Genomic DNA, 14650 nt, shown 5'->3' with positions numbered 1-14650 from the left:
CCATCCCGGCTTCACCTGCTTGTGCTGGGCCAGCCATACGGGAATTGAGCAGTTGCCTGCGCTGACCTCCTAGCCTTGAGATCTTGCTTCTGCCCCGGGCTCGTCAGTGACCGGCAAGATGCCGGACGAGCGTGGGGCGAAGGGACTGCCCATGCGTTTTTGCTGGCATCGCAGCTTCGACTGTGGCCGCTTTGGTCGTTGTCCCGGCCCCCACTCCGATGGCGGCGACGCCACCAGACATCCCGACAGTGGTGGTGCCGACTGGCCAACTTGCTGGCCTGATAGTTGCTCCAGAGGTCAACGCGAGCGGCTACGACAGGGATCTCTTCCCGCATTGGGACTCGGTCTGCGGCTGTGTAATGCCCGCGAGGTGGTGCTCAAGCGCGATGGCGAGAACGTGGCCACCAATGCGTCATGCGCCGCGGTATCAGATACGTTACGCAGCCCGTACGACGGCGGCGAATGGACGCGAGCATCAGATGTCGATATTGACCATATGGTGGCGCTCGCGGAGGCGTGGCGGTCGGGTGCGCACGCGTGGTTACCGTCCAAGAGGAGACAATTCGCCAACAGCCTCACCGACAGCCAGCTGTGGGCGGTCACGGATAGCGTCAACCAGACTAAAGGTGACAAAGAGTCGAGCGTCTGGAAGCCGCCGCTGGTGTCCTTCTGGTGCATCTACGCCCGCTCCTGGATCAGCGTGAAGTACGACTGGCGGCTCACCCAGCAGGCCAGCGAGAAGAGCGCCCAGCAGGCCATGCTGGATACCTGCACCTGACTTGCTCGCTGCTACCAGGTTGGGAGCAGGGAGCCTGCCCATCGTCCACGCGGCGGTCCTCGAGTGGACTGTGAGGGGCGCCGAACGCTGGCTCCGCGCTCTGCACTTCCTGCCTTCGACCGCCGCACTTGCTGATGCGCCTCAGTGAGAGCCGGGGTCGAAGTCGTTGTCGCAAGGAGTGGTGCCTCCGGCGGAAGGCGGGGTCACGTTCGGGCCGACCACGTGAAGGCTATGGCTAGCTGTGCTTTGTTATTTGTGTTCACTTTTAGGGGTCTAGCTAGAATGCTTACATGGTAGTTCGGAGGTGTATTTATTGGCCCCTCCGGAGGTATTCTGATGATTCGGGAGAATTCTTCAAAAGCTGGAATAGTTGGCGGAATCGGACTGTGGGTTCCGCTTTCACGTCCAGCTTTCGTAGTGACGCTCCTGCTCGCGGCAGGTTCATCAACCGCCGCTGCAGCCAAAATGGAGCCTTATTGCCCGCCTGTGTCAGATCAGGCTCGGGAGATTTACGACATCGATCAATGGTGTGCATCCGTTAACAGCGACGTTGATGCGGGACGGGTTCCGGATCTGGGGGCGCGGTTGGAGGAGTCGCGGCGCCAGCCGCTAAGGGAGCCGCCCGCACCACGCCCGCCGAAGATGTCGGAGTCGGGCGGTGCCGTCTCTGAGGTCAAGCAGCCGGGAACACCAACCACGAGCAACGAACCACCAGCTACGCCCGAAGACAACATGAAGCCCGCGCAGGGGACGGCTCTGACAGGAGATCACCAAACCCGCGGGCCGGATGATCCGCAGCATGAGGTGAAAGCGACGCCGTCACCGCCGGTGGTGTCTACCCCGGGCCGGGCGTCGCCGCCTCCTTCGTCGTCCTCATCGAGTTCCGTTCCTTCACCTGCCGGTTCGCCGAGTGCTGGGGCGGGGCGTCCTGGTGCCGGGCCTCGCTCCGATGTGACCGGGCCATGGAAGACCGCGCTGGTGTTCGGTCTGATGGTGATGGTGCTGGCCGGTGTACTTATCTCTTGGGTGCGGTTCCGGCTCGGGCTGGCCGGCCGGGACATCCGCCACAGCGGCCGTGCTGCGGGCGGAGATGGTCTGCATCGAGGTGCCCCCGGTGAGGGCGCCTCTTTTCCGATCATGATGACTGCCGGCACGCAGGCTCCCACAGCCGAGCCTGTCAAGGTCAGATCGTCCAGTGACGCGGAGAGGCTGAAGCCGGACGCGCCTGACCCCAAGCCACAGAGCGAGCGGCCTGGAGAGCCTGTTCCAGCAGCCGCAGTCGCGGCAGCAGCTGCGGCCCCCGAGGCCCTCGGTTCGGGCTTCGTGGCCGTAGTGGGAAAGACCAAGGTCGAGGTGTTCGGCGTGCCGAAGCTGACCGCGGCGGGGAAGGCGGTGGCCTTTGGTCGAGCGGAGGCGCGGGATCTGTTCGCTCTGTTGTCGGTGTCGCGGGACGGGGTGTCGGCTGAGGGCATCGTGGAAGCGCTGTGGCCGGGCGACGGTGAGCGGGGCGGGCGCCGGTTGGAATCGGCGGTGCGGGAAATCAACCAGGCAATGCGGCACGCGACTGGCTGCGCAACTGGTGTGCGGTTCGTGTTGAAGTCCGGAGAGCGGCGGTTGCTGCCGGCGGCGTCATTCGATGTGGACTTCTGGCGTTTCGGCGAGGCATGCCAGCGCGCCTCCACCGCGCGCGAGAACGTTGCCCGAGAGACGGCGTTGCATGAGGCGCTGACCCTGTATCGGGGTCCGTTGCTGGCCGGTCGTGACGATCTGTGGGTCCTTCCGGTACGCCAGGCGGTTCAACGGCAGGCGGTCGACGCGGCCGAGCGGCTGGCCGAGCTGGCGCGCCCGGATGATCCGGGCCTGGCGGTGGATGTGCTGCGGCACGCGGTTGACCGGATCGACCCGCTCGCCGAGGTGCTGTGGTGTCAGTTGATGACGATCCAGGCAGAGCTTGGTCGTCTGCCTGCGGTGCGGCGCTCGTTCGCGCTGTTGACCGAGCGCCTGGCGGAGATCGATGCGCTGCCGAGCGTCCAGGCCCGGCAGGTGTATGAGCGACTCCTTCGCTGACAGGCCCGCGGCAGGAGTAGCGAAGGGTGAGGTCCTGTCGGCGTCTGCCAGGGGCCTCACCCTTCGTCGCGTAGGGTGCGCTGGTCTCGCAGGGGATAGGTTGCCAGCGTCTCGGCGGTGAGCAGGTTCGCGGGGTGGGTGCCGTAGACGCGGGCCAGGAGGCAGAGCGTGGAGGCGGAGGGTCGCCGGCCTGCCTGCGGCCAGTTCTCGTAGTCATACAGGCGGGACTCGCGCAGTCCAGCGCCGGTGGTTCCGGCGAGTCGGTGGAAGGCTTCGACTGCCTGCGCCGCGGTGAGGCCGGTCGCGTAGCGGTAGAGGCGCAGTGGGGTGGCGGGGTGGTCCAGGGCGAGGATGACGGTGATCTGGTCGAGGGTGAAGCCGTGCTGACGCAGGTATCGGCTGCGGCGGCGGCAGTCGAGCAGGGTCTGGTATCCGGTGCCGGACATGGCCTGGTGTCCCTTTGTGTTGGCGCGCGGGGTGTGCGGCGGGTCCCTGTGGGGTTCGGGGTTGGGGGACGGTAGGCGGCCTTGTGGGAGGGGCTCAAGTCTGGGTGTGGGGTGGTCGATGTGCGGGTGGTGGCGGGGATGGCGGCGTGGTGGTGGTGTTGTCGCAGGCCGGGGCCGTGTGGAGGTGGGGCGGCGGGTTTGGGGGTGTGATTCGGGCGGGGAGGTGGGTGATCGTGCTGGCCGCTCCCGGCATCGGGCCGGGGTGCGGACACGAAAGGGCTTCGCATGGACATCCGGACGCAGCACCTGAGCCTGGCTGAGCTGGCTGATGCCTTCCTTCCTCCGGCCGTTGTCGTTCCGCGGGAGCCTGCGGTGGAGCGGTTCCCGGATCTGGCGCCGGGGCTGGTGATGTCGACGCTGCGCTCGGCGCAGGTGTGGGGCGGGATGGCGTGGCGTCGGGCCTTCCCCGGGCGGGGCGATCAGTCGGCGATTGCTCGCCGGATGGTGGGCCAGCTTCTAACTGATACCGGGCGGGCAGAGGATGCGGCGTGGGTGACGGCTGAGCTGGTCAGCAACGCGCTGCGGCATTCGCGTTCGGGCCGGGCGGGCGGCATCTTCGTGGTGGAGGTGCTGCTCGGGATGGATCGCGCGCGGATCGTGGTCTATGACCTGGGCGGCGGCACCATCCCGGAATCCTCGCCCACGCCCGGCGCGTTGTCGGAAGCGGTTGAGGAGGGGCGGGGTCTATCCGGGGTGGCCGCGCTCGCAGTCCGGACCGGAGCGGCGGGGAACACGGTGACCGGGCATGCGGTCTGGGCGGAGCTTGCCTTGGCCGAGACAGCGACGGGACCAGCTTCGGCCAGCACGGCTGCGGGTGACCCGGGCGAGCATGATGTGGACGGGTCGGAGTCGAGCAGCGCCCTGGAGCTGCCGGTCCCCGACGAGCCTGATTGCGGTCGCCAGGAGGAGGGAGTCTGCTTGGACCCTTCGATGCGTCTGCGGGAGGCGAGCTGAGGCAGAAGGCGGGCCAGGTGTCCGCGTACGGGCAGGAGCCGTGGGCTCGGCAAGCGCTGGCGGAGCTGCGCCGGAGCTGGCCTGACTGGGCCTTCCTGGTGGTGCGCTACCGGTGGCTGGCGCTGCACGGCAAGCGGATAGTGATCAGCGCGACCGGCCCGTACGAGCTAGGTCGCGCGCTGCCAACCCGCCCGGCGGAGTCGGCCGAGCTGGTCCCGGCCGAGCCGGTCCTGGCTAAGCCGGCCTGTCCGGTGCCCAGCACGGCCTCGGCCTGCCCGGTTGAGTGTCGTGTGCCGGAGCCGCGGCTGATGCCGCTGCCGACGTTGGCCGGGCTGCTTCAAGAGGAGCCTGGACTGAGCTGGGCGAAGGCGAGCACGCCGCTGTCGGCGGCGTCGGGGCCGAGGGCCGTGTCGGGTATGGCCGATGATGGCGGGGCGGGGCTGAGCGGCCCGGGGACGTCCGATGATCCCCCGATGGGGGCGTTGGCGGCGCAACGGTCGATGACAGGTACGTGGGCGGTTGCAGGCGCGGACGCGGGCCGTGTGGGGTTGTGGCCGGGTAGGTGGTGGCCGTGGGGCCGCCGGTCAGCCCGTTCGAGGCCCCTCTCGCCGGGAGCAGATGGTCCTCGTCATCGTCGTAGCAGGTCAAGGTCCTCGACGGTGGCTGCTGCGATCGCTACCTGAGGGCCCGGGCCGATGGCCTGGTTGTGATCGCGGGGCGGGCTTGACACCGGGGGCGGAGGTGGGTGTTGATACCGGTCCGCCCGCCCGCCGTGCGCTGCGGGACGGTTGGGCGGGTGGTTTCGGGTGGTGGGTCCGCCTCGTGTTGGGGACGAGGCGAACCCACCGCACCCCACCGCAACTCCTCCAGGTCCGGTCGGGCTCTCGTCCCCAGAGGATGGGAAATTGGGGGCAGATGTCGGTATTGGAAATGGGGGTAGCGTTCCGGTGCGCGGTTAAGACCACTACCCCCTGCGGTGGCTGGTTTTGCAGGTCACGCCAGTTTCGGGCATAGCGGTGGACGGCCCGACTCGTCTAAGGACGACTCCTTTGAATATGTGTGCGCGTGTTCTCGTGGCTGGCTCTGTTGCTTGTTCTCGCTTCTTCTGTCCCTGTGTCTGCACCTCTTCTCTGTCTTGACAGGAGTGCTATCGGCTGCGGCCTTTCCACGGCCGGCCTCTGCGGTGACCTCGGGTCGAGCGCCGAGCAGTGCCTTCGCCTCAGCCTCGCCGGGTGCCGGGATGGCCGGTCGGATGCGGCGTTGACGGGCGGCCCGAGAAACCCCGGAAGACTTTACCTTTTACGCGCGAGAAAAGATTCCGGCCGCTATGTTCGGCGGTGTTATCGAGATAAAATAAGAATGTCAGCGAGAAAGCAGAAAGGGCGGGCGGAAATGGCGAACACCACGGGTGACTTTGACGGCGAGTTCATGGCGGTAGCGACGGCGGATGTCCGGCCTACGGATGTGGTGCTGAACCCGGCCCGGTACGTGGCCGACCCGGCGGCGTTGCCCGCCGGGGTGGTCGACATCTTCCGTCCGGCCGACCCGGCGCGGGGGTGTGGGGGGTGTGATGCGGGGCCGGGCGAGCCGTGCGGGTGGGGGTGTTTGGGGTTGGCGGCGTTGGATGACGCGACCGGGTACGGGTTCGCCGACGCGGTCTGACCGGGTCGGGTGTGGCAATGGCCCCGGTGCCGCCGTAAGGCGGCACCGGGGCTGTTGGCGTGTCCGGATAGGCGTGTGCTGGGTCCCGGTGTCGGCTGACCGGGTGGGCATGCGCAGGGCCCCGGTAGCCGTCCGTGGGGCGGTTACCGGGGCCCGTGGGGGTCCAGGGGCGGGGATTACGCGGTGGTGCCTGTGGCGGCGGCATCCGCGCGGTCCGCGCGGTCCGTGCCGCCCATGGCGCCCGTGGCGTCTGTGCGGTCGGTGGTCCGGTCCGGTGCTGCGGGGGCGGGCGGGTGGAAGAGGAGGTGGGCACGAATCAGTTCGGCGACGTCGGCGGGCGGGGTTTCGACGGGAAGGTCGGTGGTGGGGTAGGTGTCGCCAGGGGCGGTGCGGCCGAGGTAGGTCCAGCGGATCGTCAGGGGCGGTTCGGGGGCGGTGGCGGGATGGGGGTCAACGGGGATGTGTAGTGCGACGAGGTGGCCGTCGGGCGAGCGGTAGTCCTGTCCGAAGACTTCGTGAGAGGGGCTGTCGTCGCCGGGGTCGTTGGCGTTGCCCTGGTAGAGGTAGCCCTGCGCGCGGCGGTGGAAGCCGTGTTCGGCCAGTGCGCGGGTGTAGGGCAGGGTGCTCGGCATGTAGTCGGCGATGTCGTCAATGGTCTGGTGGTAGTCGCCGAGGATATCGGTCATGTGGGCGGCGATGACCTCGAAGTCGGGTTGCCCGAGCGGCATGCAGGCCGGGCAGGTGTGGTCGTCGCCGCAGGTGTCGCAATCGCCACCGAGCCCGAACATGCGCTCGAAGGTGCAGACCTCCATGAGACGGCCGTCGTCGCCGCGTGTGGGTCGGGCGATGACGGGGTGGGTGTGGTCGTCGTTCCACATGATCGTCCAGCCGGGGCCGTGGGCGGCGAGTGCCCGGACGTGGTCAGGGGTGATCGTGTGGGTTTTGGGGGCGTCGCGGAAGCCGGTGGCGTTGCGGGTGGGATAGACGCGGGTGGTGTGGGGGGTGAGTCCGGCGGCGGTGACGATGAGGGCGGCCACGGCGGCGGGTGGGGTACGGCGGGGCACGGTCGCGACGTAGGCGGGAGTGGTGGCGTCGGGGTTGGCGTCGCTGAGGGTGACGGTGATCGATGAGAGGGAGTCGTGGAAGTAGGGCATGGCGACGGTGGCCGTGGCCCCGCTGGGCAGGCGGTAGCGGGTGGTGGCGTCGCCGTTGGAAAGGTCGAGGTCGCTGAGCTGGTCGCGATGGATGCCGTAGGGCCGTAGGGCGGCGCTGTAGGGGCCGCTGACGCTCATCCGCAACTCGATGCTCCGCCATTCCTTCACGCGCGTGCGGGCGGTTTCGGTGACGCCTTCGGCCACGCGGTCGAAGGCGGTCGTCAGGCTACGGCCGGGTTCGGTGGCAAGGACGGCGTCGAGGGCGGCGGCCGCCTCCTCGTAGGTGGTGATCTCCAGGAGGGTGCCGTGGTCGGCCATGGCGGCGGGGGCGATGAACACGTCTTGTCTGTCCCACACCAGGGCATGGCCGGGGCCGGTGACGGTGAGCCCGTGGAGCTGGGCGGCTTCCACCGTGATCACGGGCTTGGGGGTGGTGTTCGGTGTCATGCGGGTGTGCCCTTTCGTGTGGGCCCCGGAATGGCGCGGGGTGGTTATTCCGGTGCGGCGTTCCGGCGGTGTTTACCGCCTAATTCCATGGACGCTCTGCGCCCGTATGAATGTCAACCCGGCCGCGCGTTAATCTCACGAATTCTCTACAGTCGAAATTCGGGCATTAGGGTATCGTCTGCCGTCGTCCGGTGGAATAGGTGAAGAGTCGGGCCGGCCGCTAATGTCAAGTTGAACTGGCTGCCTTCTCGCGAGATGTTTTCGCAGATCGGGGATTGTTTTGTTAGGGCAGCCTCTCCAGCCGTTGGGGTGACGATATTTGTTGGCCGGTCGACTTGCCAGCCGCGTTATTGGCGAGGGATGGTCGTGACACAAACGAAAAACACCGGCCCGGACGGGGCCGGTAATGCGACCGGAAAGGGCTTCGAAACAATGGCTATCAACATCCCGGAAATGACCGGAACTGAAAAAGCCACCGCTGACATGGAAACCGCCGCCAATGCCCCGGCCAACGTCCCCGCCGCCGGGTCTGTGACGGTCCCTGACAGCCCCGACGCCGCCACCCCGGACATCCCGGCTACCGACCTGGCCATGGACGCGGACGAGCGGGTGGCGGCGGTGTCGGCGGCGTTGGAGTCCCTGCCGGGTGGGTCGGCGACGGGGATCGGTGCGGCGGCGGGGCTGAGCCGGGTAGCGGCGGGCAAGGTCCTGAACCAGATGGAGGCCGAGGGGCTCGTTCGCCGTGAGCCGGGGGTGAGTGACGGCAGTACGAAGGGGCGGGCGGCTGACCGGTGGTACCTGACCCCCGCTGACCCCGCCGAGCCGACCGGTGCCGCCGAGGCGTCGGCCCCGGCCCCTGAAGCGTCGGACGCCGAGCCCGTCGCGATGTCCGCGCCGGACACCGGCACGGACATCGCGGACGACGAGGCGGATGACGCCGCGTTGCCCGCACCGGAGGCAGAGGTTGCCGTGCCCGGTGTCGGTTCGGCCGACCCTGCCCCGGCGGACGAGCCGACCGATGAGGAGGGGACGGGGCAGGGCACGGCCGGGGCCGACGACCTGAACGCCGACGCCGAGCCGGAGGTCGACGAGCCGGAGTCTGAGCCCGTTGCCGACGACCCCGCGTGGGAGCGGGCCCGTGCCGAGCTGGCGGAGCTGGCCGAGCTGTTCAGCGGGATTCTGTCCGCGAAGGAGGACGGGAACACCGTCATGGCGCTGGGATGCCTGGAAATGGCCATGACCAAGGTCGCCGCCGCGCACCGCACCGCACGGGCGGCGCTGACCGGCACCACCACCCCGGCTCGTGCCGTACCGGGGGCTGGTGGCGGTGGGGGCATCGGCGGCAGCACACGGTCGGGCGCACTGCGGGAACTGGTTCACGGGCACCTGATCGCGTTCCCCGGTAAGGAGTTCACCCCGCACGAGATCAGTAAGGCGTTGGGGGGCCGTTCGTCCGGCGCGGTGGCCAACGCCCTGGACCGGCTGGTTCAGCTCGGTGAGGCCATTCCGACGACCGAACGCCCCCGCCGGTTCACCCTCGCCCCGACCGCCGACCACGGCCTGGCCAACGCCGCCGTGGCCCCCGCCAACCCCGTCCCAGCCAACGCGGCCGACACCGGGAACGGTGCGGCAACCGGCATCAACGGCCACTGAGCCGGGGCCGGGCGGGCCGCATTGACCGGCCCGCCCGCCCCTGGTCCGGTAGCGGGCGGGACACCCCTACAGCCCCGCCCGCGCCACCCGCGCACAGCCCGCCACCGGCTCGCCCGGTACGGCTCCCACGGCTACGGCACCAGGGCCTCACGGTCCGGTCCGCCACCCCTCACAAACATCTCACGCGGCATCGCGTCTGTTCCGCATGCCCGCACACCACCCCCGCACCGCAACGCCGCACGTCGGTGTTTCAGAAAGGGAACATGCCATGGCCCACGAGATTGAGATCTTCGCCAATGGTTCGGCCGGGTTCGCCGCCGCCGGGAAGCCCGGTTGGCACGGGCTCGGCTACACCGCCCCCGGCCCAATGACCGCCGGAGAACTGCTGACCCGGTCGCACCTGGCCGGGTGGAACGTGCGCAAGGTGCCGGTCGGTCAGGTGACCGACCCGATCACCGGAGGGTCGGTGGTCACCGACGAGGACTTCCTCATGGTGCGCACCAACCCGGTCACGGGTAAGCCTGAGCGGCTCGGCCGGGTCGGGCGGGAGTATCAGCCGCTGCAGAACGAAGAGGTCTGTGACTTCCTCCAGACCCTGGTGGACGAGTCGGGGGCGATCTTCGACACCGGCGGCTCGCTGAACAACGGGCGGCGGGTGTTCATCACGATGCGGCTGCCCGAGCCGCTCATGGTCGGCGGGTTCGATCAGATTGACCTGTACCTGGCCGCGTTCTCCCGGCATGACGGGTGGGGAGCGTTCACCACAGTCGCGACCCCGGTGCGGGTGGTGTGTGCGAACACCGAACGGGCCGCTTTGGCCAACCACGCCTCCCGGTTCACCGTCCGGCATACCGGCAACGTCGCCGGACGGATCGCCGAGGCCCGCGAGGCGCTGAAGCTGACGTGGGAGCACGGTGAAGCCTTCGCCGCCGAGGCCGAGAAGCTGCTCGCGGTCCCGATGAACCTCAAGGAGTTCCGTCAGTTCGCCACGAAGTTGCACCCGCTTCCGGCGGACGCCAAAGACCAGGCCAAGCGTAACCACGACCTGACCATGCGGGAGCTGGAGTACCTGTTCGCTCAGGCCCCGACGCAGGAGCCGATCCGTAACACCCGCTGGGCCGCCTACAACGCGGTGACCGAGCGGCTGGATCACAAGAGCCCGGTGTTCGGCAGCCGTGACATCGCCACCGTTCGCGCCGAGCGGGCCCTGCTGGACGACCACGACAACGCCAAGATCAAGGCCCGGGCGTTCCGGTTGCTGGCCACCGTCTGACGTACCCGACGTCCGGTACGGCCCCGGCACGGGGGCCGTACCAGGCCACGCCGCCAGACAGGGCGGCTCCGCCGGGCAGCCCGGAACGCCACACCGGGCGACGTCCGGAAGCCGCTAGGACGCTACCCCGGCACTGTCCCCGCGCCCCTGCCACGTCACGGGCCGGGAACCCGGCCCCGTGCCGTCGCCGGACACCCGCCCATCACACCCCCGCCATGCGAAGGAGATCGTCATCATGGGTCGACTCGAAGACCTGCTAGCCCAGTTCGCCAACGATGCCCGCTACGAGCTGAGCCAGGCGCTCACCCCGGTCTGTTCCCTCGACGACGAGGGCAAGCTCGGTGATCACGACCTGGGCCGAATCGCTGACCGGTACCACCTGATGACCTGGTGGCAGGAGGTCACCGACCTCACCCACGGCATCGAGGAGGCAGTCGACGGCGGGACCGCCATCCTGACGGTTCGCCAGCGAGCGCGCCGCTACCTGCTCGAGGTACGCGTACGTGCCTACGGCTCGGCCTCCACGATGGCCATGGCCGAATCCCGCCGCGCCTCCGCCCAGACCTTCCTCGACCAGACCCGGCAACTCGCCGATGCTCTGACCCCGCCCCTGGCCCGAGGCGCTCATCCCGCCAACGACCTGGCCGATGAGCTGACCGACGACCTAGCTGCCGCTTCGGCTGACAACGCGTCCGGCGGCCCAGCCGTCCGCTGCGACCGGTCCGGGGCCGAGGCGAGCGGGGCGGCCAGGGAGTACCGGCCATGACCGCCCGGCCGACCGCCGCCGCCAGGGATCCACCCGCCCCGCCCCGCCACCGGCTGCGCGGGTTTCCCGCCGAGCCTCGCGCGGCCCCTCAAGACTCCGTGCCTCCTGCCACCCGGCACCTGTCATCTATTCACCCGACGAAAGGGAACCCGACCCATGAAAGACCGCTACCAGCCCGGTCAGCCTGGCCCCCTGCCTGCGGCCGAACCAGCCACCAACGACACCTCCGCCGAGGGCGGGGAGGGGTGCTCGCTGGGCGAGCTGACCGCCGAGGAGATCGTCACGGCCCGTCACCGCTACTACGCGGCGGCGGCCGAGGCGACCGCCGCCTTGCAGAACGGGGACTTCCTCGGCGGCGAGCAGTTGTTCGCCGCTACCTACGCCCAGACCTTCCGTGCCTGGTGGGACTTGGTCGAGGGCCAGGTCACCGTCAAACGGCTGGCTTGGGATCACGCGCTGCGGCGGGTGCGGTCCTGGGCCCGCCACCACCTGACCGGCGAGGCCCCAGCCACACGGCCGGGCACGTTGTTCGATCACGCGCTGGCTCACGCCTCCCGAATGGCCGCCCGTGACTTCCTGGCCGCCACCGGCGAGCTCCTGACCAGGCACCTGGCCACCGAACCCGGCGACGCGGCCGGAGCAGGCGACGACGCCGAGGTGCTAGGCCCCGACACGCCCGCCAACAACCTTCACCCCTACCGCGCGACCGTGACCACGGCGCAGACGCCATGAACGATCAGCCCGGTCAGTCGGCCATGCCAGCGCATCCCGGCGCTGGCCCCACCACCCCGAGAAAGGTCCCTCCCATGTCCGAGTACAACCCGACTCCCGGTGCGGTCCCGCCCCCGCCCGATGTCCCCAGCGTGCCCGCCGTACCCGCCGTACCCGCCGGACCGAGCCCGGTGTTGTCGATGGAGGCGGTCATCGAGCAGGCCCGGACGATGCGGCTGCGCAACGCCGACGACATCGCCCACCGGCTCGCCCGAGGCGAGCGGCTGGACGCCGAGCGGCTCTACGGCGTTCTGCACTCCCAGAAGCTGGCTGGGTGGTGGCTGCTGATCGATCGGCACATCCGCTGCGGCAGCGTCGGCCGGGGGCTGACCCCGGCGGGGGTGGTGGCCAAGTACGTCTCCTGGATCAGCCCGTTCCTGGAGGAGCGCGCATCGTGCGAGGCGCCTTTCACCTTCGATGTTCTCGGGGTCAAGAGCGTGCAGGAGCTGGCTTTGGCTCACCTCGACCGGGCCATGGCCCTCATCCGGCAGGACGCGGCGGGGACCTTCCTGGAGCAGGTGAAGTCCCTCGCGCCGGCCTCCGCGGAGCAGGAGCAGTCTCGCTCCGGCTTGGCCGGGCAGGAGGCGACGGCATGAACGGCCACCCGACCACCGGCGAACACACTCCCGCCACTCCCACTTTCGGCGAATCCGCCCCGGCCACCCCTACCCTGCCCGCACGGAACGAGGCTCTGTCGGTGGAGGCACTCATCGAGCAGGCCCGCGAGACACAGCGGCGCAGCATCGACGGCCTCGCCCGCAAGCTCCGTCTCGGGCAGCAGCCTTCAGCCGAGCAGCTCTACGACATACTGCGCGCGCAGACGCTGGGGACCTGGTGGGTGCTGGTCGAGCGGCACCTGCGGTATGCGGGAGGTGACCAGGGACAGACGCTGGCCAGGTTCCTGTCCTTGGTCAGCTTCTACCTCAACGAGGACGACACCACGCGGGATATCACCCTGGCCGTCGGCGTCCTCGGGCCGGAGGACGAGCACGAGTTCACTCTCATTCACCTCAACCGGGCGATGGACTTGATCCGGCGGGACGCGGCTCGGACCTTCCTGGAGCAATTGATGTCCCTCGCGTCGGCCTCCTCCGAGCCCGAACAGTCTGCCTCCGGCTCGGCCGGGCAGGAGGGGACGGCATGAGCGGCCACCTGACCACCGGCGAACACGCCCCCGGCCACCCCGCGCGCGAGCCGGTGGCTCTCTCCGAGGGAGCAACGACCACGAAGCCGGGCCCCGGACCGGTGGACAGCTCGGAGGTGGAATGGTTCCAGATCCTGGCCTGGCGATGGGACATCACCACCGCCAAGCAGTTCGCCCAGGGCCGTGTGCCGAGAGGCCGCCTGGACCCCGCAGCGTGGAAGGGCATGCTCGGTTTGATCGCGATCAACATCGAGCACGCCGCGCGGGTGGATCTGTCCGAGCCGCTGATCGCGGCCCCGGTGCCGAACGGCGGGCTGCTGATCATCGACGGCTGGCACCGCCTCCACAAGGCCCTGAACACCGGAGTCACCGAGTTGTTCGCGGTGGTGCTCACCGCCGAGGAAGAACGGGCCTGCCGGATTTTCGGCGGGGAACCCCACCACGACGACGAAGAGGAAGGCGAGTACGGAGAGCACGACGAGGACGACTACGACGACGAGTACGAGGAGGGCGGCCGGACTGACGTCTGATCCGGTGATGTAGGGGGCATGCCCCGCCCAGCACACGCTAATTGCGCTGGCCGGGGCATACCTCCTTCACCACCGGATCAGACATCAAGTCACAGGTTCGCCCTCATAATCGGGGGATGCTACCCGGCTTCGACCAGCGCTGCTCGTGCTTTCACGGCTTCCGGCGTTGGGTGTCGGAGTGGGGAGGGGCTGGCCGCAAGGCCGGGTGCGCTCACGTAGCGTGCGGAGGCCTGTGGCGCTCGCCCGGAGCTGAGTGTCGTCCGTAATGATGAGGTTGCGGTGCAGGAGCGCGTGGCCCATCACACGCAGCATCGACTCGATAGGGATCATGTAGTCGAGCAGGCTGGCCTCGTCGTCGATGGACAGAGTGAGGTCGTGAGGCCGGTTGCGGTTGTGCAGGTCGACGCTTTCGGCGCTGTCGAGGCAGTGGTAGATCTCGCCTTCGAGCCAGCCGGCCTCGGCGCTGTTCAGCTTCTCATCCTCGTTAGAGGCGTAGCGGATGAGCAATGCTCGGTACCAGTGGTCACGCGCTTTGAGCTGTTGCAGGACGCGGTTACGCAGGCCGGGGCTGGTGGCTTTGCCGACGTAGGCTCCCCATCGCCCTTCGGTGTCGGGTCGGTCGAGCAGGATGTAGACGCCGGGCACGTTCCAGTCTTTGTCCAGGCCCTTGGCATTGTGCCGCTCGATGAGGCGCATGTCGGCGACCTTGTGTCTGGCACGGATCTTGATCGGCTCGTCGGGGTATTCGGAGAGGGTGACGACGAGCGGAAACGCGGCGAGCCGGGCAGCGGGCACGGGGGTCTCCTTCACTTGGAGCTACTGGAGATGTCCCGCTCGGTATCTGTCACATCGCTCTGCGTGATCACGCGTTTCGGGAAACAAAAAAGGCCTTCCGCCTGCGGACCTTTGTCGATGCGGCACCGGGTGTATGGCTCACCCGACGCC

14 protein-coding genes are annotated in these 14650 nt (G+C 68.8%); 11 read left to right on the top strand and 3 right to left on the bottom strand.

Annotated features, from left to right (window positions below):
• The first annotated feature begins 370 nt into the window (after window positions 1–370).
• A complete protein-coding gene (locus tag HNR30_RS44985) occupies window positions 371–778 on the top strand; it encodes a GmrSD restriction endonuclease domain-containing protein (protein ID WP_246380282.1) in 408 nt (135 codons plus the stop codon).
• Window positions 779–1756: 978 nt separating this feature from the next.
• Window positions 1757–2845, top strand: coding sequence for an AfsR/SARP family transcriptional regulator (locus HNR30_RS44980; protein WP_181616365.1), 1089 nt, complete (start codon window positions 1757–1759; stop codon window positions 2843–2845).
• Between the two features lie 56 nt (window positions 2846–2901).
• Here HNR30_RS44980 and HNR30_RS44975 read toward each other — a convergent pair whose 3' ends face one another.
• On the bottom strand, window positions 2902–3291 hold the full coding sequence (locus HNR30_RS44975; protein ID WP_181616364.1) for a helix-turn-helix domain-containing protein: 390 nt from the start codon (window positions 3289–3291) through the stop codon (window positions 2902–2904).
• 285 nt (window positions 3292–3576) lie between these two features.
• Between HNR30_RS44975 and HNR30_RS44970 the strand changes: the two genes are divergently transcribed.
• Together HNR30_RS44970 and HNR30_RS44965 are read left to right on the top strand one after the other, a co-directional pair.
• Window positions 3577–4305, top strand: a complete 729-nt coding sequence (locus tag HNR30_RS44970) for an ATP-binding protein (RefSeq protein WP_181616363.1) — start codon at window positions 3577–3579, stop codon at window positions 4303–4305.
• A 1392-nt stretch (window positions 4306–5697) separates the two neighbouring features.
• Complete coding sequence (locus HNR30_RS44965) at window positions 5698–5967, top strand: hypothetical protein (RefSeq protein ID WP_181616362.1); 270 nt, start codon at window positions 5698–5700, stop codon at window positions 5965–5967.
• A gap of 176 nt (window positions 5968–6143) precedes the next feature.
• Here the strand turns inward: HNR30_RS44965 and HNR30_RS44960 are convergent, their stop codons facing one another.
• Window positions 6144–7568 (bottom strand): hypothetical protein, encoded by a 1425-nt coding sequence (locus HNR30_RS44960; RefSeq protein ID WP_181616361.1) that lies wholly within the window; start codon window positions 7566–7568, stop codon window positions 6144–6146.
• A gap of 366 nt (window positions 7569–7934) precedes the next feature.
• On the opposite strand from HNR30_RS44960, the gene HNR30_RS44955 reads away from it, so the two are divergent.
• The 7 genes from HNR30_RS44955 (at window position 7935) to HNR30_RS44925 (ending at window position 13705) form a co-directional block, all read left to right on the top strand.
• On the top strand, window positions 7935–9221 hold the full coding sequence (locus HNR30_RS44955) for a MarR family transcriptional regulator (protein WP_181616360.1): 1287 nt from the start codon (window positions 7935–7937) through the stop codon (window positions 9219–9221).
• Window positions 9222–9489: 268 nt separating this feature from the next.
• Window positions 9490–10494 (top strand): DUF932 domain-containing protein, encoded by a 1005-nt coding sequence (locus HNR30_RS44950; RefSeq protein WP_181616359.1) that lies wholly within the window; start codon window positions 9490–9492, stop codon window positions 10492–10494.
• Between the two features lie 235 nt (window positions 10495–10729).
• Window positions 10730–11260, top strand: a complete 531-nt coding sequence (locus tag HNR30_RS44945) for a hypothetical protein (RefSeq protein WP_181616358.1) — start codon at window positions 10730–10732, stop codon at window positions 11258–11260.
• Window positions 11261–11416: 156 nt separating this feature from the next.
• Window positions 11417–11992 (top strand): hypothetical protein, encoded by a 576-nt coding sequence (locus tag HNR30_RS44940; protein ID WP_181616357.1) that lies wholly within the window; start codon window positions 11417–11419, stop codon window positions 11990–11992.
• A 74-nt stretch (window positions 11993–12066) separates the two neighbouring features.
• Window positions 12067–12627 (top strand): hypothetical protein, encoded by a 561-nt coding sequence (locus tag HNR30_RS44935; RefSeq protein ID WP_181616356.1) that lies wholly within the window; start codon window positions 12067–12069, stop codon window positions 12625–12627.
• Window positions 12624–13175 carry a hypothetical protein gene (locus HNR30_RS44930; RefSeq protein WP_181616355.1) on the top strand — a complete coding sequence of 184 codons (552 nt, stop codon included), beginning with the start codon at window positions 12624–12626 and terminating at the stop codon, window positions 13173–13175. Before HNR30_RS44935 ends, HNR30_RS44930 begins: the two co-directional genes overlap by 4 nt.
• A complete protein-coding gene (locus HNR30_RS44925; RefSeq protein ID WP_181616354.1) occupies window positions 13172–13705 on the top strand; it encodes a hypothetical protein in 534 nt (177 codons plus the stop codon). The genes HNR30_RS44930 and HNR30_RS44925 overlap by 4 nt, the downstream gene beginning before the upstream one ends.
• 84 nt (window positions 13706–13789) lie before the next feature.
• Here the strand turns inward: HNR30_RS44925 and HNR30_RS44920 are convergent, their stop codons facing one another.
• A complete protein-coding gene (locus HNR30_RS44920) occupies window positions 13790–14500 on the bottom strand; it encodes a GIY-YIG nuclease family protein (RefSeq protein ID WP_181616353.1) in 711 nt (236 codons plus the stop codon).
• Window positions 14501–14650: the final 150 nt, after the last annotated feature.

The organism is Nonomuraea soli (genome assembly GCF_013761175.1).
Taxonomy (GTDB): Bacteria; Actinomycetota; Actinomycetes; order Streptosporangiales; family Streptosporangiaceae; genus Nonomuraea; species Nonomuraea soli.
Note: the sequence above shows the minus strand (reverse complement) of the source record. Positions and strands in the feature narration are given on the sequence as shown.